Annotated in this window: 19 protein-coding genes, 1 tRNA gene and 1 other RNA gene; 12 read left to right on the top strand and 9 right to left on the bottom strand. The window is 71.5% G+C overall.

All coding sequences use genetic code 11. The features are described from left to right. The first annotated feature begins 73 nt into the window (after positions 1-73). Positions 74-1,030 carry an alpha/beta fold hydrolase gene (locus ABD213_RS07745; RefSeq protein WP_344326589.1) on the top strand — a complete coding sequence of 319 codons (957 nt, stop codon included), beginning with the start codon at positions 74-76 and terminating at the stop codon, positions 1,028-1,030. Here ABD213_RS07745 and ABD213_RS07750 read toward each other — a convergent pair. Continuing rightward, positions 970-2,064: a phosphatase PAP2 family protein gene (locus ABD213_RS07750; RefSeq protein ID WP_344326591.1), complete on the bottom strand. Its 1,095-nt coding sequence runs from the start codon at positions 2,062-2,064 to the stop codon at positions 970-972. The two genes, ABD213_RS07745 and ABD213_RS07750, sit on opposite strands and share 61 nt — an antisense overlap. Before the next feature lie 90 nt (positions 2,065-2,154). After that, a complete protein-coding gene (gene aceE, locus ABD213_RS07755) occupies positions 2,155-4,920 on the bottom strand; it encodes a pyruvate dehydrogenase (acetyl-transferring), homodimeric type (RefSeq protein ID WP_344326594.1) in 2,766 nt (921 codons plus the stop codon). A gap of 181 nt (positions 4,921-5,101) precedes the next feature. Between aceE and ABD213_RS07760 the strand changes: the two genes are divergently transcribed. The 8 genes from ABD213_RS07760 to ABD213_RS07795 all read left to right on the top strand — a co-directional run bounded on the left by ABD213_RS07760 (position 5,102) and on the right by ABD213_RS07795 (position 11,440). Then, positions 5,102-5,488, top strand: coding sequence for a DUF3052 domain-containing protein (locus tag ABD213_RS07760; RefSeq protein ID WP_344326596.1), 387 nt, complete (start codon positions 5,102-5,104; stop codon positions 5,486-5,488). 66 nt (positions 5,489-5,554) lie between these two features. Continuing rightward, positions 5,555-6,013 (top strand): peroxiredoxin, encoded by a 459-nt coding sequence (locus ABD213_RS07765; protein WP_344326598.1) that lies wholly within the window; start codon positions 5,555-5,557, stop codon positions 6,011-6,013. Further along, positions 6,013-6,315, top strand: coding sequence for a thiamine-binding protein (locus ABD213_RS07770; RefSeq protein WP_344326600.1), 303 nt, complete (start codon positions 6,013-6,015; stop codon positions 6,313-6,315). Before ABD213_RS07765 ends, ABD213_RS07770 begins: the two co-directional genes overlap by 1 nt. A 138-nt stretch (positions 6,316-6,453) precedes the next feature. Further along, positions 6,454-6,527: transfer RNA gene (locus ABD213_RS07775), tRNA-Val, on the top strand. A 145-nt stretch (positions 6,528-6,672) separates the two neighbouring features. Continuing rightward, positions 6,673-8,781, top strand: coding sequence for a RecQ family ATP-dependent DNA helicase (locus tag ABD213_RS07780; protein WP_344326603.1), 2,109 nt, complete (start codon positions 6,673-6,675; stop codon positions 8,779-8,781). A gap of 29 nt (positions 8,782-8,810) precedes the next feature. Continuing rightward, on the top strand, positions 8,811-9,938 hold the full coding sequence (locus ABD213_RS07785) for a Nif3-like dinuclear metal center hexameric protein (protein ID WP_344326606.1): 1,128 nt from the start codon (positions 8,811-8,813) through the stop codon (positions 9,936-9,938). A 66-nt stretch (positions 9,939-10,004) separates the two neighbouring features. Beyond that, complete coding sequence (locus ABD213_RS07790) at positions 10,005-10,709, top strand: zinc ribbon domain-containing protein (protein WP_425546033.1); 705 nt, start codon at positions 10,005-10,007, stop codon at positions 10,707-10,709. Continuing rightward, complete coding sequence (locus tag ABD213_RS07795; protein WP_344326610.1) at positions 10,706-11,440, top strand: histidine phosphatase family protein; 735 nt, start codon at positions 10,706-10,708, stop codon at positions 11,438-11,440. The genes ABD213_RS07790 and ABD213_RS07795 overlap by 4 nt, the downstream gene beginning before the upstream one ends. Positions 11,441-11,468: 28 nt before the next feature. On the opposite strand, the gene ABD213_RS07800 is transcribed toward ABD213_RS07795, so the two are convergent. From ABD213_RS07800 to ABD213_RS07810, 3 genes are all read right to left on the bottom strand, one after another. Continuing rightward, positions 11,469-12,242, bottom strand: a complete 774-nt coding sequence (locus ABD213_RS07800) for a YaaA family protein (protein ID WP_344326612.1) — start codon at positions 12,240-12,242, stop codon at positions 11,469-11,471. Positions 12,243-12,295: 53 nt separating this feature from the next. Next, positions 12,296-12,877 carry a TMEM165/GDT1 family protein gene (locus ABD213_RS07805; RefSeq protein WP_344326614.1) on the bottom strand — a complete coding sequence of 194 codons (582 nt, stop codon included), beginning with the start codon at positions 12,875-12,877 and terminating at the stop codon, positions 12,296-12,298. A 158-nt stretch (positions 12,878-13,035) separates the two neighbouring features. Then, complete coding sequence (locus tag ABD213_RS07810) at positions 13,036-13,386, bottom strand: ACT domain-containing protein (protein WP_344326617.1); 351 nt, start codon at positions 13,384-13,386, stop codon at positions 13,036-13,038. Between the two features lie 186 nt (positions 13,387-13,572). Here ABD213_RS07810 and rnpB point away from each other — a divergent pair. Beyond that, an RNA gene (gene rnpB / locus ABD213_RS07815) (RNase P RNA component class A) lies at positions 13,573-13,944 on the top strand. A gap of 21 nt (positions 13,945-13,965) precedes the next feature. Here rnpB and ABD213_RS07820 read toward each other — a convergent pair. Continuing rightward, positions 13,966-14,784: a DUF1206 domain-containing protein gene (locus ABD213_RS07820; RefSeq protein ID WP_344326866.1), complete on the bottom strand. Its 819-nt coding sequence runs from the start codon at positions 14,782-14,784 to the stop codon at positions 13,966-13,968. Between the two features lie 74 nt (positions 14,785-14,858). Between ABD213_RS07820 and ABD213_RS07825 the strand changes: the two genes are divergently transcribed. Together ABD213_RS07825 and ABD213_RS07830 are read left to right on the top strand one after the other, a co-directional pair. After that, a complete protein-coding gene (locus tag ABD213_RS07825) occupies positions 14,859-15,416 on the top strand; it encodes a TetR/AcrR family transcriptional regulator (RefSeq protein WP_344326619.1) in 558 nt (185 codons plus the stop codon). 170 nt (positions 15,417-15,586) lie between these two features. Continuing rightward, the gene (locus ABD213_RS07830) at positions 15,587-16,450 is read left to right on the top strand and encodes an alpha/beta hydrolase family protein (RefSeq protein WP_344326621.1); all 864 of its coding nucleotides are present in this window, start codon (positions 15,587-15,589) and stop codon (positions 16,448-16,450) included. 88 nt (positions 16,451-16,538) lie between these two features. On the opposite strand, the gene ABD213_RS07835 is transcribed toward ABD213_RS07830, so the two are convergent. The 3 genes from ABD213_RS07835 to map all read right to left on the bottom strand — a co-directional run bounded on the left by ABD213_RS07835 (position 16,539) and on the right by map (position 19,929). Continuing rightward, positions 16,539-17,564 (bottom strand): CNNM domain-containing protein, encoded by a 1,026-nt coding sequence (locus ABD213_RS07835; protein WP_344326623.1) that lies wholly within the window; start codon positions 17,562-17,564, stop codon positions 16,539-16,541. Then, positions 17,561-18,970: a hemolysin family protein gene (locus ABD213_RS07840; RefSeq protein ID WP_344326625.1), complete on the bottom strand. Its 1,410-nt coding sequence runs from the start codon at positions 18,968-18,970 to the stop codon at positions 17,561-17,563. Before ABD213_RS07840 ends, ABD213_RS07835 begins: the two co-directional genes overlap by 4 nt. Before the next feature lie 110 nt (positions 18,971-19,080). Continuing rightward, entirely contained in the window at positions 19,081-19,929 is an 849-nt protein-coding gene (map, locus tag ABD213_RS07845; RefSeq protein WP_344326627.1) for a type I methionyl aminopeptidase, read from the bottom strand. Between the last annotated feature and the right edge of the window lie 14 nt (positions 19,930-19,943).

Genomic DNA, 19,943 nt, shown 5'->3' on the forward strand with positions numbered 1-19,943 from the left:
GTGTGAGCCACACGGTCGCGCGCGAGGGGACGGTTCGCGCACCATGGCCCCGACGACGGCCTACGCTGGGCCGATGAGCGACGGCGACGACCTCCAGTACGTGACGGTGCACGGGTACCGTCGCGCCTACCGGATGACGGGGTCGGGGCCGGCGCTGCTGCTGCTGCACGGACTCGGGTGCGACTCCTCGACCTGGGACCGGGTGATCGCCCCGCTCGCCGAGCACTTCACGGTCATCGCGCCGGACCTCCTCGGGCACGGGGCCTCCGCCAAGCCCGACGCCGACTACTCCCTCGGCGGCTACGCCAACGGGATGCGCGACCTGCTGACGATCCTCGGGATCGACAAGGTGACGGTCGCCGGACACAGCCTCGGCGGTGGCGTCGCGATGCAGTTCGCCTACCAGTTCCCCGACCGCACGGAGCGCATCGTCCTCGTCTCCGCCGGCGGCCTCGGTCGCGAGGTCACCCCGCTGATCCGGTTCCTGACCGTCCCGGGGAGCGGCTCGGCGATCTCGCTCGCCACCCGGCGTCCGTGGCGCCGCCTCGTGGCCGGCGGGCTGCGCGGCCTGTCCCGCAGCCGGCTCACCGCCACGCGCGACCTCGGCGAGGTGGCGCGGATCTACGAGAGCATGGCCGACCCCGCCACCCGGCGGGCCGTGCAGCGCGTGACCGGCCACGTCATGGACTGGCGTGGGCAGTACATCACCATGACCGACCGCACCTACCTCGCCACGATCGTCCCGGTCCTGGTCATCTGGGGTGCGGACGACCTCGTGATCCCCGTCAGCCACGCCCAGGTCGCTCGCGACCAGAAGTGGTCCGACGTGCACGTGCTGCCCGGGGCCGGACACTTCCCGCACCGGGACCGGCCCGACGACGTCGTGCGCATCCTGCTCGAGTTCGTCGCGAGCCACGAGCCTGCGACGTACCGCCGCGCCACGTGGCGCGCGATGCTGCGGCGTGGGGCTCAGCCGGCCCTGGACTCGGCCCCGTCGGCGGACTCGCCAACGGTCACCGTCGCGGGCTGAGCGTCGGGCTCGTCGACGTCGCTGTCGGCGCGGGTCAGTCCCCACCGCCGTCGTCGTCCACGGTTGCCGCTGGCCCACGCGCCGAGCGAGACCGACATCCACCCGATGACCACGCCGCCGATGACGTCGGCGATGTAGTGCCAGCCGAAGTAGATCGTGGCGGTGATGGTGAGCAGGAAGAAGACCCAGGCGGCGATCCGGATCACCAGGCGCTGACCGGTGCGGGACATGAAGAGTGCTGCGGCGAAGGTCACCGACGTGTGCAGCGACGCGAAGCCGGCGACGCCGTGGATGCGCTCGCTGGCCCACGGGTCGGCGAGGACGTCGACGCGGTTGCGGAACAGCGAGCGTTGCAACGCCGTGACGTCGGTCGTGCTCAGGTCGGTGAACAGCTGTGGCTGCCAGAAGGCCGGGCCGACGGTGGGCAGGGCGTAGTAGGACAGCGTGCCGAGCACCCAGTTCAGGCTCAGCGCCGTGGCGTACCAGGCGCCGATCGAGAGGTCGCGGTTCAGGACGAGGAAGGCGCCGAGCGTGATCGGGATCAGCGGCAGGTAGGCGATGTAGGCGAAGGAGAGGATCTCGGCCATGACGTCGGTGCCCATCCACCGGTGCATGAGGACGGCCGGGTTCTGCCCGAACGCCATCCAGTAGTCCATGTCGACCAGCAGGTGGTCGTAGAGCACGTTGTCGCGGAAGACCGGCAGATAGCTCTTGAGGTTGCGGTAGCTGACGTAGCAGGCGTAGAACGTGATCAGACCGGTGGCGATGTACCCGACGCGCTTGAGGGACCACTCCTCGCGCACCGCCTCGGAGATCCCGGCCGGCAACCGCTTGATGCCCGTCCGTCGGATCGCCGCCGGGACGATGCCGGCGGCGAAGAACATCAGCGCCAGCAGCGGGAGGCGCACGTAGGCGGGCCCCAGGAAGCCCTCGGGGTCCTTCAGCGGCAGGTCCAGGTACAGCGCGGAGCCGATCGCGGTCGCGGTGATCGCGACGGTGACCGCGACGGCGAACGTGTAGGGCCAGCGAAGCATGACCGACATCCTAGGACCCAGGGACTGTGAGTTCGCTGAGACGCCTCGCCCTCCCGGCACCACGGCGTACCGCGCGCCGGGAGGACGGGCTCAGGCGTCGCCGCCCTCCTGCTTGACGCCCAGCGTGGCCGTGGGGTCGTCGACCCGCAGGCCGTCGAAGGCGTCGCGGGCGATGGAGGCGTCGAGGAGTCCCTGCTCGGCGAGGGACTGCAGCACCGCGACGACGATCGACTCCGCGTCGACCTGGAAGACCCGGCGTGCCGCGGCCCGCGTGTCGGCAAAGCCGAAGCCGTCGGTGCCGAGGGACTGCCAGTGGCCCGGGACCCAGCGGGAGATCTGGTCGGGGACGGCGCGCATGTAGTCGCTGACCGCCACGGTCACGGCGGCGTCGTCGGCACCGAGGCGCTCGGTGACCCACGGGGTGCGCCGCTGCTCGCCCGGGTGGTTGAAGTTCCACCGCTCGACGTCGACCGCGTCGCGCGCCATCTCGTTCCAGGAGGTGACCGACCACACGTCGACGGCGACGTCGTACTCGTCGGCCAGGATCTGCTGGGCCTTCAGCGCCCACGGCAGGGCGACGCCGGAGGCCATGACACGAGAGCGGTGCTGCCCCGACGGCGCGGCCCGGAACGGGTAGGCGCCCTTGAGCAGCCCCTCCACGTCGAGGTCGTCGGGCTCGCCGGGCTGCACGACGGGCTCGTTGTAGACGGTGAGGTAGTAGATGACGTCCTCGCCGTGCGGGTGCTCGTCGGAGGTGCCGTACATGCGGCGCAGGCCCTCGCGCACGATGTGCGCGATCTCGAAGCCCCACGCCGGGTCGTAGTGCACGACGGCCGGGTTCGTCTGGGCCAGCAGGGGGGAGTGGCCGTCGGCGTGCTGCAGGCCCTCGCCGGTCAGGGTGGTCCGTCCGGCCGTGGCCCCGATCAGGAAGCCGCGCGCCAGCTGGTCGGCCATCGCCCAGATGGAGTCGGCGGTGCGCTGGAACCCGAACATCGAGTAGAAGATGTACATCGGGATCATCGGCTCGCCGTGCATCGAGAAGGCGCTGCCCGCGGCGGTGGCCGAGGCGACGGCGCCGGCCTCGCTGATCCCCTCGTGCAGCAGCTGCCCGGAGGTCGACTCCTTGTACGCGAGCAGGAGCTTGCGGTCGACGGCCTGGTAGGTCTGTCCGTGCGGGCTGTAGATCTTCGCCGACGGGAACATCGAGTCCATGCCGAAGGTGCGGTACTCGTCCGGCGCGATCGGGACGATGCGCTGTCCGATCTCGGGGTCCTTCATGAGGTCGCGCAGCAACCGCACGAACGCCATGGTGGTGGCGATCTCCTGCTTGCCCGAGCCCTTGCGCAGTGCCGCGTAGGTCTTCTCCTCGGGCAGCTTCAGCGGCGTCGGGTCGACGGTGCGTCGCGGGAGCGAGCCGCCGAGTGCCTCGCGACGGGCCAGCATGTACTGGATCTCCTCGCTGTCGGCACCCGGGTGGTAGAACGGCGCGAGGTCGTCGGCGTCGATCTGCTCGTCGGAGATGGGGATGTTGAGCCGGTCGCGGAAGCCCTTGAGGTCGTCCTTGGTGAGCTTCTTCATCTGGTGGGTGGCGTTGCGGCCCTGGAAGGACTCCAGCAGCCAGCCCTTGATGGTGTGGGCGAGGATCACCGTCGGCTGGCCGGTGTGGTTGCGGGCCGCCTCGAACGCGGCGTAGACCTTCCGGTAGTCGTGGCCGCCGCGCGGCAGGCGCTCGATCTGCTCGTCCGACAGGTGCTCGACCATCTTCTTCAGGCGCGGGTCGGCACCGAAGAAGACGTCGCGGTTGTAGGCGCCGGACTCCACCGACAGCGTCTGGAACTCGCCGTCGGGGGTCTTGTTCATCTGGTTGACGAGGACGCCGTCGGTGTCACGGGCGAGGAGGTCGTCCCACTCACGGCCCCACACGACCTTGATGACGTTCCAGCCGGCACCGCGGAAGGTCGACTCCAGCTCCTGGATGATCTTGCCGTTGCCGCGCACCGGACCGTCGAGCTGCTGGAGGTTGCAGTTGACGACGAAGGTGAGGTTGTCGAGCTCCTCGCGGGCGGCCACGCCGATCGCGCCGAGGGACTCCGGCTCGCCCATCTCGCCGTCACCGAGGAAGGTCCAGACGTGCTGCTGGCTGGTGTCCTTGATGCCCCGGTGGTGCAGGTAGCGGTTGAAGCGCGCCTGGTAGATCGAGTTGATCGCCGCGAGTCCCATCGAGACGGTCGGCAGCTCCCAGTACTGCGGCATGAGCCGCGGGTGGGGGTAGGACGACAGACCCTTGCCGGCGCCGTGGGAGTGCTCCTGGCGGAAGCGGTCGAGCTGGTCCTCGTCGAGGCGACCCTCGAGGTAGGAGCGGGCATAGATCCCGGGCGCGGCGTGGCCCTGGATGTACACCTGGTCACCGCCGCCGGGGTGGTTGCGGCCACGGAAGAAGTGGTTGAAGCCGACCTCGTAGAGGCTCGCCGCGGACTGGTAGGTGGCGATGTGCCCACCCACGCCCAGGCCGGGACGGTTCGCGCGCGAGACCATCACCGCCGCGTTCCACCGGATGTAGGAGCGGATGCGCCGCTCGATGGCCTCGTTGCCGGGGAACCACGGCTCGCGCTCGGGCGGGATCGTGTTGATGAAGTCGGTGCTGCGCAGTGCGGGGACGCCGACGTTCTGCTCACGGGCCCGCTCCAGCAGTCGCAGCATCACGTAGCGGGCGCGGGCGCGTCCGCGCTCGTCGATCATCGCGTCCAACGAGTCGACCCACTCGGAGGTCTCGGCGGGGTCGATGTCGGGGAGCTGGGTGGGCAGTCCCTCGTGGATGACGGCTGGTCGCTCGGGTGAGTGCGATCCGGATGACATGGTGGCGGCTCCTGAGATGTCTTGTGGACCCTCCCATCCTCCCACGGGAGGTTCGCTAGGGTGAGCCGGGGAAGTGCCTGCGAAGGCTACGAACCGGTAGGAAAATCGCTACTTTCGAGTAGCCACGGGACCGCTCATGCGGTAGACCGGGACCGACGTACACGAGAACCGAGGAGTCGAGTTGGACGCCGCCAGGTTGGGCTTCGAGCCCGACACCGTCATCCAGGAGCTGGGCTGGGACGACGACGTTGACGACGAGCTCAGGCGAGCGATCGAGGCGGTCACGGGCAGCGAGCTGCTCGACGGTGACTCCGACGACGTCGTCGACGGCGTGATCATGTGGTGGCGCGACGGTGACGGCGACCTCGTCGACGCTCTCTTCGACTCCCTGCAGGACCTCGCCGAGGGCGGGTCGGTGTGGGTGCTGACGCCGAAGGTCGGTCGCGAGGGCTACGTCCAGAGCGCCGACATCGCCGAGGCGGCGCCGGTCGCCGGCCTCTCCACGACCACCACGTCCTCGGCCTCCGACGGCTGGTCGGCCACCCGACTGTCCACCCACAAGCGCTGACCCGTCGGGCGGCTGTCCGGTGCCGCCCGTCAGCGACGCACGCCGGGGTCTTCTACGCTTCGACGCATGAGCATCGAGATCGGTAGCCCGGCCCCAGACTTCTCCCTGAAGAACCAGCACGGCGAGGACGTCGTCCTCAGCGAGCTCCGGGGGCGCAACGTCGCCCTGGTGTTCTTCCCCTTCGCCTTCAGCGGCATCTGCACTGGCGAGCTGTGCGAGATCCGCGACAACATCGGGGCCTTCGCGGACGGTGACGTCGAGGTGCTCGCGATCTCCTGCGACCACTTCTTCTCCAACCGCGCGTTCGCCGACGCCGAGGGCCTCACCTTCTCGGTGCTGAGCGACTTCTGGCCGCACGGCGAGGTCTCCCGGGCCTACGGCATCTTCAACGAGGACGCCGGTGCGCCCGAGCGGGGCACGTACCTGATCGACGCCGAGGGCGTCGTGCGGTGGAAGGTCGAGCACCCCATCGGCGAGGCGCGTGACTTCGCGGCCTACCGCGCGGCGCTCGCCGACCTCGCCTGATGCTCGTCGCCTTCAGCATCACCCCCTCCGTCGCGGACGCGGACGGCGGTGTCGCCGACGCGGTCGCCGAGGCGGTCCGGGTCGTCCGCGAGTCCGGCCTGGCGTGCGAGACGAACGCGATGTTCACGAACGTCGAGGGGGAGTGGGACGAGGTGATGGCGGTGCTGAAGCGGGCCGTCGACGTCGTCGCGGCGTCCTCGCCGCGGGTCTCGCTCGTCCTCAAGGCCGACATCCGCCCCGGTCACACGGGCCAGATCACCGCCAAGGTCGAGCGTCTGGAGGACCGTCTCGGCGATCGGTGACGTCGATTGTGCGAATCGGCTGCGCGAGCACGGCGCGGTGCGCTTACATGGAGGTGCTGCGGCCGCCCGGGACCCGAGACCCTGGCGGCCGTGGCTTCTCTCGCCGTGCCGTCGCTGCGGTAGGGTGCCGACGTCCCAGGGCGAATAGCTCAGCTGGTCAGAGCGTTCGGTTTACACCCGAAAGGTCGGGGGTTCGAGCCCCTCTTCGCCCACCGACGCGCCATCTGGTCCCGGGGCCGACATCGGTCTCGACCCGCGCGTCCCCGAGGCGTCGGGCGTGGAGCGCCCGCCGACCGAGTCGGGCCGAGCCCGCGGCACCGTGGATCGCGTGTCGGAGCGGACTGCCACGATGGACGCATGGTTGCCGCCACCACCGATGATCGTGCCGTCGACGCGCTGCGCCGCCTGACCGCGCGCGAGGACGTGCAGTTCCACGACGGTCAGCTGGAGGCCATCACGGCCCTCGTCGACGACCACCGGCGCGCCCTCGTCGTCCAGCGCACCGGGTGGGGCAAGTCGGCGGTGTACTTCATCGCCACCGCGCTGCTGCGCGAGCGCGGTGCCGGACCGACGCTGCTGGTCTCGCCCCTCATCGCGCTCATGCGCGACCAGGTGGCCGCCGCCGAGCGTGCCGGCGTCAAGGCCGTCTCGATCAGCTCGGCCAACGCCCACGAGTGGGGCGAGGTGCTGGCCCGGCTCGACGCGGACGACGTCGACGTCCTGCTCGTCTCGCCGGAGCGCCTCACCAACCCGCGCTTCCGCGACGAGCAGCTGCCCGCCCTGCGCGAGCGCATCGGCCTGCTCGTCGTCGACGAGGCGCACTGCATCTCCGACTGGGGGCACGACTTCCGTCCCGACTACCGCCGTCTCGCGCACCTCATCGAGTCGATGCCGGACGGGGTGCCGGTGCTGGCCACCACCGCCACCGCGAACGAGCGCGTCGTCACCGACGTGGCGGAGCAGCTCGGCAGCGGGGGTGGGGACGTCCTCACCCTGCGCGGCTCGCTCGCCCGTTCGTCCTTGCGGCTCGGCTGTCTCGAGCTGCCCACCACGGGCCAGCGTCTCGCCTGGCTCGCTGCGCACCTGGGCGATCTGCAGGGTAGCGGCATCATCTACACGCTCACCGTGTCCGCGGCCGAGGACACCGCGCGGTTCCTGACCGGGGCGGGCTACGCGGTGCGTCCCTACACCGGACGCACCGACCCCGACGAGCGCGTCGAGCTCGAGCAGGCGCTCAAGGACGACCGGCTCAAGGCCCTCGTCGCCACCAGTGCGCTCGGCATGGGGTTCGACAAGCCCAACCTCGGCTTCGTGGTGCACCTCGGTGCACCGTCCTCACCGGTGGCCTACTACCAGCAGGTCGGGCGCGCCGGGCGCGCCACCGAGTCCGCGGACGTGCTGCTGCTGCCCGGACGCGAGGACCCGGACATCTGGCACCACTTCGCCACGGCGTCGATGCCGAGCCAGCATCGAGCCGACACCGTGCTGTCGGTGCTCGGCCCCGAGCCGATGTCCGTGCCGGCGCTCGAGGCGCGCGTCGACCTGCGCCGCACGCCGCTGGAGCTGCTGCTCAAGGTCCTCGACGTCGACGGTGCCGTGCGACGAGTCCAGGGCGGCTGGGTCGCGACCGGCGAGGCCTGGACCTACGACGCCGAGCGCTACGAGCGCATCGCCGAGGCGCGTCGCCGCGAGGCCGACGCGATGCTCGCCTACGAACGAGGGGAGTCGTGCCGCATGGAGCTGCTCCAGCGTGAGCTCGACGACCCTTCGGCGCAGCCCTGCGGACGCTGCGACGTGTGCGCCGGTCCCTGGTACCCGACCGACGTCCCTGCCCAGGCCGCGCAGCAGGCGTCCGGCGCGCTCGACACCGTCGGCGTGCCCATCGAGCCACGGGGCATGTGGCCCACGGGTGCGGACCGGCTCGGCGTGGAGGTGCGCGGCAAGGTCGCGCCTGCCGAGCGGTTCGAGACCGGACGCGTGGTGGCTCGGCTCACCGACCTCGGGTGGGGCGGCCGGCTCCGTGAGGTCTTCGCCACCGGGGCCGAGGACGTCGAGGTCGACGAGGCGCTCCTGGGCGCGGTCGTGCGGGTCCTGCGCGACTGGGACTGGGCCGAGCGTCCCACCGGCGTCGTGCAGGTGCCGTCCGTGCGGCGTCCGCAGCTCGTCGGCTCGCTCGCCGCCGGCATCGCCCGGCTCGGTCGGCTCCCCCTGCTCGGCAGCCTGGACGTCGTCCCCGGTGCTCCGGAGGAGACGGCGGGCGGCAACAGCGCCTTCCGCCTCGCCGCCGTCTGGGGACGCTTCGACGTCGGGGCCGGGCTCGGCGAGGCGTTGGCCGCGACGGCCGGCCCGGTGCTGCTCGTCGACGACCTCGTCGACTCCCGCTGGACGCTCACGGTCGCGGCCCGAGAGCTGCGACGCCACGGAGCCGACGCGGTGCTGCCGTTCGCGCTCGCAGCGGTCGGCTGAGCGCCACCGCGGACATCTAGGCTGCCTGCATGCCCACGCTGCGTGAGACCGTCTCCGTCCTGGATCGCCTCTACGACCCCCGGTGGGCCGACGACTGGGACGCCGTCGGCACGGTCGCCGGGGACCCGGACGCCGCGGTCTCGCGCATCCTCTTCGCCGTCGACCCGGTGCGGGCCGTCGTCGAGGAGGCGATCGAGTGGGGTGCCGACCTGGTCGTCACCCACCACCCCCTGCACCTCAAGGGCGTCACGTCGGTCGCGGCCACCACCCCCAAGGGACGCGTGGTCCACGACCTCATCAGCCACGGGATCGCCCTGCACACCTGCCACACCAACGCCGACAGTCCGCCGCTCGGTGTCTCGGAGTCCATGGCGCTGGCTCTCGGCCTGCAGGACCTGGCGCCGCTCGAGGCGGACGTCGACGCCGTCGACGGCTGGGTGGTCTACGTCCCGACCGCTGAGGCCACCGCCGTGGCCGCCGCGATGCACGACGCGGGCGCCGGCGCGATCGGCGACTACGACCGCGTGTTCTTCCGTTCCGAGGGAACTGGCTCGTTCCGTCCCCGCGAGGGCGCCGTGCCGGCGATCGGTGCCGTCGGTCAGGTCGAGGAGGTCGCGGAGGTCCGCGTGGAGATGGTGGCCGCCCGGGCGGTCCGCGAGCGAGTGCGTGCCGCCATGCGCACGGCCCACCCGTACGAGGAGGTGGCTCACCAGGTCGTCGAGATCGATCCCGGAGGTCGTCGACGCGGAAGCGGGCGCGTCGGGACGCTGGCCGAGTCGATGACCCTCGCGGACTTCGCCGACCACGTCGTGCGAGCCCTGCCCGCCCACCGCAGCGCCACCCGGGTCGCCGGCGACCCCGCCTCGACCGTGCGCACGGTCGCCCTGTGCGGCGGTTCGGGGGACTTCCTGCTCTCGCGCGCCGACGCGGCCGGCGCCGACGTGTACGTCACGTCCGACCTGCGCCACCACCCCGTCAGCGAGCACCGTGAGAGGCCCGGCGCGTGCGCCGTCGTCGACGTGCCGCACTGGGCCGCGGAGTGGACGTGGTTGCCGGTCGCCGCCCGCGAGGTCGCGGCCGCCCTGGGGGATACGGTGGAGACCCGCGTCTCGACCATCGTCACCGACCCGTGGACGATGGCCCTCATCGCCCACTGATCAGCACCGCCGACTGAGGAGCACCCCCTGAACGCCGACCCCGCCGCCCAGAACGCCCTGCTCGACCTGCAGGCGCAGGACTCCGTCCTCGCCCGGCTCGCGCACCGCCACAAGACCCTGCCCGAGCACGCGCGCATCGCCGAGCTCACCGAGCAGATCACCCAGGTCAACGGCAACCGGGTCGAGGCCGCGACCGTGGTCTCGGACCTCGAGCGGGCGCAGTCGAAGGCGGACGCGGAGGTCGAGCAGGTCAAGGCCCGCCGGGCGCGTGACGAGGAGCGGTTGAACTCCGGCGCCATCAGCAACCCCAAGGACCTCTCCAGCCTCCAGCACGAGCTCGTCGCCCTCGAGCGACGCATCGGCACCCTGGAGGACGAGGAGCTCGAGGTGATGGAGCAGCTCGAGGAGGCACAGACGGCCTTGCGCGTCATCACCGCCGACCTCGAGGCCCTGCGCGAGGAGCTGAGCCAGGTCGAGCAGGCTCGCGACGCGGCGATCGCCGAGATCGACGAGCACGTGGAGGCGGCACGGGCCGACCGAGAGCTCGTGCTCGCGCGGGTCCCCGACGAGCTGGTCAGCCTCTACGACAAGGTGCGAGCCCAGTACGGCGGCCTCGGCGCCGCAGCCCTGCGGGCCCGTCGGTGCGAGGGGTGCCGGCTCGAGCTGAACAGCGCCGACCTGCGCGAGATCGCGACCCGACCGGAGGATGCCGTCCTGCGCTGCCCGGAGTGCAGCCGCATCCTCGTCCGCACCCCCGAGTCCGGTCTGTGACGTCGGGCGTTCCCGAGCCTGCCGATGCGCCTGCGCCCGGGCTCACGTCGTCGGCAGGCACCAACCCCCTCCTGGGCTGGCGCGGACCGCAGCACGGTGACCCCACACGGCTCGTCCTGCTGCGCCATGGCGTCACCGATCGCACCGTCCGCAAGCTCTTCTGCGGCTCCGGAGGCGCCGATCCCGACCTCAACGACGAGGGACGGCGGCAGGCCGAGCGCGCGGCGGACTGGATCGCGCGCAACGAGGACGTCGACGTCGTCATCGCCTCACCGTTGGCCCGGACGCGCCAGAGTGCCGGGATCGTCGCCGACCGGCTCGGCCTCGAGGTGAGCCACGAGCCCGGGATCGCCGAGACGGCCTTCGGACAGTGGGACGGGCACTCGTTCGCCGAGATCATGGAGCGTTGGCCCGACGAGCTGCAGGCGTGGCTCGCCTCCACGTCCGTCGCTCCTCCCGGCGGTGAGACGTTCGACGCCGTCCACGACCGTGCCGTGGAGGCGCGCCGACGGATCGTGCGCGAGCACGCAGGGCGCACCGTGCTGCTGGTCAGTCACGTGACACCGATCAAGATGCTCGTGCGGGAGGCGCTTGGCGCTCCGATGCGGACGATCCACGCCATGGAGCTCGCTCCGGCGAGCCTGACCACCATCACCTGGTGGCCTGACGACGTCCCGTCGCTGCAGGGCTTCTCGGTCGTGCCCGAGGGACCTGCCGGCTTCTCGTCCTGACGACGGGGCGCGCCGGACTCGCCGGGACTCAGCCGTGAGGGACGTCGGTGACGACGACGTCGAGTCGGGTGCCGTCCTGCTCGACCGTCCACCCGAGGTCGCGCAGGGCCGTGGCCAGCTCGGCCGGCGAGGCCGGGTCGGCGCCGTCCTCCAGCAGGGCCCGGACGAGGTGCCCCTTCGTCGCCTTGTTGAAGTGGCTGACGACGGTGCGCGTGCCGTCGCGCTCTGACAGCACGCGAACGGTGGCCGTCCGGGCGGCGAGGTCACCGGTCGGCTTGTGGAGGGCGACGTAGGCTCCGGAGCGGAGGTCGACGAGCAGCCCGTCGCCGACGCGGCGCTCCAGCTCGGGTCCGAGCACGGGCCGCCAGCGGCTGGCCATGGTGCCGAGGCGGGGCAGCGTCACCGACGCCGACAGGCGGTAGGCGGGGATCGGGTCGCCCGGGCGGACCAGCCCGAACAGCGCCGAGCAGACGGCCACCGAGGTCTCGGCCCGCTGCCGAGCGGCCTCGCTGCGCCGCGCCGGATCCCATGCGGCGTACAGGACGCCGGTGTAGACCTCGTCGGCGCGGCCGCACGGCTGCTCCTCGAGGGTGGCGTTGCGTTCCACGGCGTCCGCCTGCGTGGCCCCGAGCCCGAGCCTGTCCATCGCACGGTCGGTGCGTCCACGGCAGACCCGCTGCAGGGCCCCGATGAGCTGCCTCCTCGTCGGGTTCAGCGCCGGTGAGCCGAGGACGTCGAGGTCGAGCGGGGCGCCCGAGGTCGGCACGGTCTTGCCCTCCGAGGGTGGCAGCACGATAAGCACCGCACGAGACTAGGCCACGGTCGTCGGTCGTCCGCGATCGACCGCGGACGACCTCAGATCATCAGTGCGCCCTCGACGATCAGGATGATCGCGAAGACGAGGAAGGCCGCCGCCGCGCCGTACCGGATGACCTTCTCGGGCAGACGCTTGCCCATCACGGCGCCCACGACGATCGCCAGCGCGTCGGCCGCGACCATGCCGATCGTGCTGCCGATCCAGACGCCGACCCAGTCGTTCTGGGTGGCGAGCGTGATGGTCGCGAGCATCGTCTTGTCGCCCAGCTCGGCCAGGAAGAACGCGGCCGTCACCGCGACCAGGGCACGCCCGCTGCTGCGGCGGGCCTTGGCGGCCTCGTCCTCGGTCAGCTCGTCGCCACGTAGCGTCCACGCCGCGAAGGCCAGGAAGGCCACACCGGCGACGAGCGTGATCCAGCCCTGGTACTGCGAGAACGCCTCGCCGATCCAGAAGCCGATCCCGACGGAGAGCAGGTGGACGACGGCCGTCGCGATCGTGATGCCGATGAGGACGTCCCGCGCGCGGTACCGCGTCGCGAACGTCATGGCCATCAGCTGGCTCTTGTCGCCGAGCTCGGCGACGAAGATGACGACGGTGCTCAGCACCAGGGCCGACAACACGATGGGGCTCCTCGTTCCGTCCGGACGAGGGGCGCGTACCTACCGAGACCTCGACCGGACACGTCCAATGACAGTGCGGTCGAAAGTCTCGTCCGCCAGAGATCTCTGGCCCGCTGCACCGGATCGAGGGATCAGTGTGTCGACGCAGCTGTTGGGGACTACTCCCTTTCGGGTGCCGACTGTAGCGCACGCAGGCGCTGCATCGCCTCGTGACGTTCGTCCCACGGGACGACGAGGTGGTCGTGGTGGAAGCCGGCGAGGACGTTGCAGGCGATCCCGGCGTCGGCGAGGAGGGTGCTCAGGCGGGCGGTGATGCCGACGGCGTCGAGGGCTGTCTGCTGCTCGATCGTGATCCACGCACCGACGAACTCGTACACGAGGCCGTCGTCGTCGGCGACGTCCTGCTCCATGACGACGGTGAGCCCCTCGTCCTCGCTCACGGTCGCCAATGCGCGGGAGGCGTCGAAGCCGTGGTTGACGATCGCGTAGACCACGGGTCGCGGGAGCATGAGCAGGCCAGGCTCGACGGGCGACCCCGAAGGTGACTCCGTCGACGACGCAGGGGGCGACGTGCTGGTCCCGTGCGGCTCGCCCATGACCGGCATCGTACTGACGTCACGGACCGGCACGCAGGTGGTCCGTCGGTCCCCTCGGTTGCAGGACCGGTGCCCCGACCTCCATGATGGGTGGGCGAATGAGTCGGCCGGGCGGCCGCGGCGGGTCGCACCGCCGAGGAAAGTCCGGACTCCGTAGAGCACGGTGGTGGCCAACAGCCACCCACGGTGACGTGCGGGACAGTGCCACAGAGAACAGACCGCCAGCGGCCCGCGCCACGCGCGCGGGTGCGGGCAAGGGTGAAACGGTGAGGTAAGAGCTCACCAGCGCCGCCGGTGACGGCGGTGGCTCGGTAAACCCCACCGGGAGCAAGACCAAGATGCCGACGGGCTGCTCGTCCGACGTCGGCAGGTGGGTCGCACAGAGGCGTCCAGCGATGGGCGTCCCAGATGGATGGTCGCCCCCACCCCACGCGGGTGGGACAGAATCCGGCTTACAGGCCGACTCATTCGCCCCCGCGTCGAGGCGCCACGTCAGCGCGACAGGTGCCGGGCCCGCGCGAAGCAGAAGAGACCGTAGGCACCGATCCCGACGGCCATCGCCCCGAGGAGGTACGGACCGAAGGGCTGGTCGAGGAGCTCTCGCAGGGCCGTGTCGGTCCCTCCGGTCTGTGACGGCTGGTGGCGTGCAGCCGAGACGACGAAGAGCGCGCCGACGATCGCGAGGGTCCCTCCCTTGGCCACGTACCCCACCGTGCCGAGCACCCGGTAGGCACGGGAGTCCTGGCCCTGCCGCCCGTCGGCGTCGAAGCGCTCCATGAAGGACCGGGTGACTCCTCGCCATGCCAGGGCGCCTGCGAGGGCGATGACGACGACACCGACAGCACCCACCAGGACCTGCCCACCGGGAAGCTCCATGACCCGAGCGGTGACCGAGCGCGACGTCTGCTCACCGGACCCGGACGACGCACCGATCACCGTGGAGACGGCCGTGTACGCCAGGGTCGCGTAGACGCCCGCCATGACGACGTCCGCCGCACGCTTGCGCCACAGCGTCGCACCGTCGTCCCCCCAGTGCCCGCGCACAGCGTCGAGCAACCGCCAGAGGACGAGCAACGCCATGCCGACGGCGATCGACCACAGGACGATCTCGCCGAGCGGCTGGCCGGCCAGCTCCTGGACCGCGCCGCTGCCGCTGGCCTCGCCCGAGCTGTCCCCGAGCGCGAGCTGCAGGGCGAGCCACGCGAAGGTGAGGTGCACGACGCCGTAGACGACGTGGCCGAACCGGATGCCCGCCTCCAGCGCCTGGCTGTGGTCGGCGCGCCGACCCGCCTCCTGCGCCTTGTCGGCCATCGCTCCCACCCTGACAGGATAGGGCCGCGGCGCGCCGGTGGCGCCTCGACGACGTCCGCGCCATGCTCGAGGGCATGCGCAGTGCTCGGGTGGTGACGCTGGGTGACGCCGTCGTGCAGGCCCGCCGCATCCTGGTGCGCACGGGAGGACTCGACATGGACGAGCTCGCGACCCGGCTCGCCGTGAGTCGGGCGACGCTCTACCGCGTGGTGGGAAGCAGGGACCGGGTGCTGACGGAGGTCACCTGGACCCTCGTCCGCGACCTGCTGGAGCGATGCGTCCACGACGCCCACGGCGACGGACTGGAGTGGGTGCTCGACGTGACGCGTCGCTACACCGCCGCGTTGTCGACCTTCGAGCCGTACGGCACCTTCGTCCGCGCCGAGCCGGACACGGTGGCACGCATCGTCTTCGGCGCCGACGGTGTCCACCAGCGCGCCGTCACCGCCCAACGACGGATCCTCGAACGGGCCGGCCTGGGTCCGGCCGAACGTCTCCACGAGGCGGCACACGTGTACGTGAGGGTCGTCGAGTCCGGCATGTTCGCGGACGTCTTCGTAGGTCGCGAGGTGCGGGACACGGTGACCGAGCAGGCGGCGCGCGCCGTCCTCGAGCAGCTCACGACCGGCTGAGACGGCGTCTCACGTTCGAACCGGACCCTGGTGCTCCGGCGGTGTGCCGACCTACGCTCCGAGGGCCGTGGCAGGGGTCACGGTCGGGGCGTCGAGCGGACCATCGGGGGGACCGCCGCGCCAGTGGTCGACGTCGTCGACGGATCCTCCCCCCACGATCGGAGGACAGCATGAAGATCATCAGGACGATCGGCGCGGGGATCGCCGCCGTCGTACTCGGCGTCGGGCTGCTGGCGCCGGCGACCTCGGCCGCAGCCGAGAACGGCTACGAGCGCGGACCCGACCCGACGAACAGCAGCATCGAGGCGAGTCGTGGTCCGTACGCGGTGAGCACGAAGTCGATCTCGCGGCTCGCCGCGCGAGGCTTCGGCGGGGGAACGATCCACTACCCGACGAGCGCGGCCGACGGCACGTTCGGCGTCGTGGCCGTCTCGCCCGGCTACACGGCGAGCGAGTCCACGATCCGGTGGCTCGGCCCGCGCCTCGCCTCCTTCGGGTTCGTCGTCATCACCTTCGACACCAACTCGCGCTACGACCAGCCGCGTGCCCGCGGCACCCAGCTGCTGGCGGCGATCGACCAGGCGATCGGGGACTCGACCGTCGGTTCGCGCATCGACCCGTCACGCCAGGCGGTCGTCGGCCACTCCATGGGCGGCGGCGGCACGCTCGAGGCGGCCAAGACCCGACCGGCCATCGAGGCGGCCGTCGGGCTGACCCCCTGGAACACCGACAAGACGTGGCCGGAGGTCCAGGCGGCCGCCCTGCAGATCGGCGCCCAGAACGACTCCGTCGCCCCGCCGCGCTCACACGCCATCCCGTTCTACGGCTCGCTCACGAACGCCGAGCGTCGCGCCTACCTCGAGCTACGGGGGGCGAGCCACTTCGCGCCGAACACCTCCAACACGACGATCGCGACGTACACGCTCGCGTGGTTGAAGCGCTACGTCGACGACGACGCACGGTACGAGCAGTTCCTGACGCCCGGCCCGTCGACCGGGCTCGGCTCGGCGGTCTCGGACTACCGCATCCAGTGAGTCGCCGGGGGTGATCCCCTGTCGCGAGGTGCGTGTGCGGGGCCCGGTCCAGGACCGGGCCCCGTTCGCCGTCGTCGAGCCGAGCCGATCAGCCCCGCGCGTCGATGGCGTCGGCCCGGCGCAGGAGCCGTCGCACGAGATCGGCCATCGTCAGCACGCCGACCACGCCCGGTCCGTCCATGACGACGGCGAACTGCGTGCTCGTCGACCGCATGCGCTGCAGGGCGTGGGGGACCGGCTCCTCCGGTCGCAGCCGCATCGGCTGGCGCCACAGCTCGCTCACCGGTCGCTCCGCCGGCTCCAGGAGCGTGTCGCGGACGTGGACCACGTGCGGCAGCCCCGTGCCGCGGGGGGTGACCAAGATGCGGAGGTGGCCGGACTCCATCGCCGCCGTGCGGACGTCGGCGACGGTCGCGTCGTGGGCGACCGACGTGAGGGGCTTGTCGGTGCGGACGAGGTCGAGGACGCGCAGGTCCTGCAGCTCCAACGCCTGCAGGATCTGCGGCTCGAGGTCGGCCTCGAGCGAGCCGGCCCGCGCGGAGTACTCCACGAGCTGGCGGATGGTCTCGGCGTCCTGGCCGCCGACCGCCGCCTGGTCGACGGGCTCGACCCCCGTCCGCGCGACCAGCCGGTTCGCGATCTCGTTGACCCACAGCAGCAGGGGCCGCACGAACCACGCGAACGCCCGCCCCGGCCGGCCGACGATCAGCGCCGCCCGCTCCGGGTGGGCGATGGCCCAGGACTTCGGCGCCATCTCACCGACGACCAGGTGCAGGAAGGTCACCGCGAGCAGCGAGAACCCGAAGGCGGCGCCACCGGCCAGCCAGGTCGCCAGCCCGAGATCGTCGAGCACGGGTGCGAGCGCGCTGTCGACCGCCGGCTTGGTCACGGCTCCGAGGGCGAACGTGCAGGCCGTGATGCCGAGCTGCGCGCCCGCGAGCATGATGGTCAGCTCGTTCATGCTGCGCAGTGCCGCACGCGCGGCACCGCTGGTCGCCGCCTGCTCCTCGAGGCGGTACCTGCGGGCCCCGAGCAGGGCGAACTCGATGACGACGAAGAACGCGCTCAGCACGATCAGGCCGACCGTCGCGGCCAGGACGACCCATCCGTTCATCGGTCCTCCTCCCGTCCGTCGACGACCGTGTGCTCGTCGGCGTCCTCGTCGTCGACGGCCTCCTCGTGCAGGCGGACGCGGACCCGGTGCGGCACGTACCGCTCCACCTCCAGGACCTCGATCTCGAGGTGGCGGCGCCTGCGGTCGTCCTCGACGATCTCGGACGGATCGTCCAGGAGGTCGACGCGGACGACGTCCCCGACGTCCGGAAGCGCGCCGACCGTCTCGATCACGAGTCCGGAGACGGTCTCGACCTCGCGGGGCTCGAGGTCGTAGCCGACCGCCCGCTCGATCTCGTCCAGGTGCGTGTCGCCGGACATCCGCCACGCTCCGTCGCCGTCGGGCTCGACGAGGTCGTCGCTGTGCAGGTCGTGCTCGTCGGTGATCTCGCCGACGAGCTCCTCGGCGATGTCCTCGATCGTGAGCACCCCGGCGAAGCCGCCGTACTCGTCGACGACGCACGCGAGCTCCGCGCTGGCTCCGGCGAGCTCGGTCAGCGCGTCGGGAAGGCTCATCAGCGTGGGCACGACGAGCGGTTCGCGCGCCATCGAGCCGACGACCCGGTCCTCCGGCAGCGTCGGGTCGAGGACCTGCAGCAGGTCGACGACGCCGACGACCTTGTCCTCGGCGTCGAGCACCGGGTACCGGGTGTGCTCGGTGGCCATCCGCTCGCGGACGTGGCCGACCGTGGCGTCGGCCGGGACGGTGCCGACGCGCGAGCGCGGGATCATCGCGTGCTCGACGTCGTGGTCGGGCAGGTCGAGGATGCGGTCGATCAGCAGCGACAGGTCCTGCGGGAGGTCGCCGCTGGTGGTCGAGTCCGCCACGATGCGCTCGAGCTCAGGTGCCGTGGCGGAGGTGTCGAGGTCGTGCACGGGCTCGATGCGGACCGCCTTCAGCAGCAGGTTGGCCGACTTGTCGAAGAACGTGATCAGCCAGCCGAACACGGCGAGGTAGATGCGGGTCGAGCGGGCGAGGCGCCGGGCGAGCGGCTCGGGGCTCGCGATGGCCAGGTTCTTCGGGAACAGCTCGCCGAAGATCATCTGCGTGACCGTGGCGGCCACGAGTGCCGCGATCGTGCCGACGCCGATCCCGACGGCGGTGGGCACGCCGACACCGCCGAGGAGCACCCCCAACGACTCGCCGACCAGGGGCTCGGCGACGTAGCCGACGAGCAGGCCGGTGACGGTGATGCCGAGCTGGGCTCCGGAGAGCATGAAGCTCGTCCGGTCGGTCACGTCGAGCGCGCGCTGTGCGGCGCTGTCACCCTCGGCGGCGCGAGCTCGCAGCCGGGACCGGTCGACGCTCATGTAGGCGAACTCCTGGGCGACGAAGTAGCCGTTGGCGGCGATGATCGCGAGGATCACGACGACGCCGAGGACCAGGAGGAGGCTCGCGGTCAGCACCGGGTCACCCGCAGGGGTGAGGAGGCAGGAAGGTCAGTCCGTGAGCCCGGACTGTGAGGTTCCGCAGGGTCGTCCACGGAGACGATCATAGGGTGGTCCACGCAATCGGCTCAGGGGAGGGTGAGGACCTCGGCGCCGTCGGAGGTGACCAGCAGCGTGTGCTCGAACTGCGCGGTCCGGGACCGGTCGGCCGTCGTCGCGGTCCAGCCGTCGTCCCAGAGGTCCCACTCGGTGCCGCCGAGGGTGAGCATCGGCTCGATCGTGAACGTCATCCCGGGCTCGATCACCGTCGTCGCGTCCGGGTCGTCGTAGTGGGGGATCACCAGGCCGTCGTGGAAGGCGGGCCCGACGCCGTGCCCGGTGAAGTCACGCACGACCCCGTAGCCGAACCGGGCCGCGTACGCCTCGATGACACGACCGATGACGTTGACCTGCCGTCCGGGCTTGACCGCGCGGATCGCTCGCGACAGGGCCTCCCGCGTGCGCTCGACGAGGAGCCGGGACTCCTCGTCGACGTCGCCCACGAGGTAGGTCTTGTTGGTGTCGCCGTGCACGCCGCCCGTGTAGGCCGTGATGTCGATGTTGACGATGTCGCCGTCCTCGAGCGGACGGTCGTCGGGGATGCCGTGGCAGATGACCTCGTTGACGCTCGAGCACAGCGACTTCGGGTAGCCGCGGTAGCCGAGCGTCGACGGGTAGGCCCCGTGGGAGAGCAGGAACTCGTGCCCCACGCGGTCCAGCTCGTCGGTCGTCACCCCCGGGGCGATCGCTGCCTCGACGGCGTCGAGCGCCTGTGCCGCGACGCGACCGGCGATCCGCATCGCCTCGATCGTCGCTGCGTCGCGCACCGCAGGTCCGCGGTAGGGCAGGGGCGCCGGCTGCCCGACGTACTCGGGACGGTCGACGTGGGAGGGGACGGCACGCTCGGGGGAGACGCGACCAGCGGTCAGGGCAGTCACCCGGCGATGCTAGC

Origin of the sequence: Aeromicrobium halocynthiae, assembly GCF_039531385.1 — a bacterium.
Classification (GTDB): Bacteria; Actinomycetota; Actinomycetes; order Propionibacteriales; family Nocardioidaceae; genus Aeromicrobium; species Aeromicrobium halocynthiae.

Bases quoted from the DNA above. Each gene is read 5' to 3' on its own strand.
- ABD213_RS07835 (WP_344326623.1), bottom strand. From the start codon at position 17,564: ATGAACGGATGGGTCGTCCTGGCCGCGACGGTCGGCCTGATCGTGCTG.
- ABD213_RS07745 (WP_344326589.1), top strand. From the start codon at position 74: ATGAGCGACGGCGACGACCTCCAGTACGTGACGGTGCACGGGTACCGT.
- ABD213_RS07785 (WP_344326606.1), top strand. From the start codon at position 8,811: ATGCCCACGCTGCGTGAGACCGTCTCCGTCCTGGATCGCCTCTACGAC.
- ABD213_RS07765 (WP_344326598.1), top strand. From the start codon at position 5,555: ATGAGCATCGAGATCGGTAGCCCGGCCCCAGACTTCTCCCTGAAGAAC.
- ABD213_RS07770 (WP_344326600.1), top strand. From the start codon at position 6,013: ATGCTCGTCGCCTTCAGCATCACCCCCTCCGTCGCGGACGCGGACGGC.
- ABD213_RS07830 (WP_344326621.1), top strand. From the start codon at position 15,587: ATGAAGATCATCAGGACGATCGGCGCGGGGATCGCCGCCGTCGTACTC.
- ABD213_RS07750 (WP_344326591.1), bottom strand. From the start codon at position 2,064: ATGCTTCGCTGGCCCTACACGTTCGCCGTCGCGGTCACCGTCGCGATC.
- ABD213_RS07780 (WP_344326603.1), top strand. From the start codon at position 6,673: ATGGTTGCCGCCACCACCGATGATCGTGCCGTCGACGCGCTGCGCCGC.
- ABD213_RS07810 (WP_344326617.1), bottom strand. From the start codon at position 13,386: ATGCTCCCGCGACCCGTGGTCTACGCGATCGTCAACCACGGCTTCGAC.
- ABD213_RS07825 (WP_344326619.1), top strand. From the start codon at position 14,859: ATGCGCAGTGCTCGGGTGGTGACGCTGGGTGACGCCGTCGTGCAGGCC.
- aceE (WP_344326594.1), bottom strand. From the start codon at position 4,920: ATGTCATCCGGATCGCACTCACCCGAGCGACCAGCCGTCATCCACGAG.
- ABD213_RS07820 (WP_344326866.1), bottom strand. From the start codon at position 14,784: ATGGCCGACAAGGCGCAGGAGGCGGGTCGGCGCGCCGACCACAGCCAG.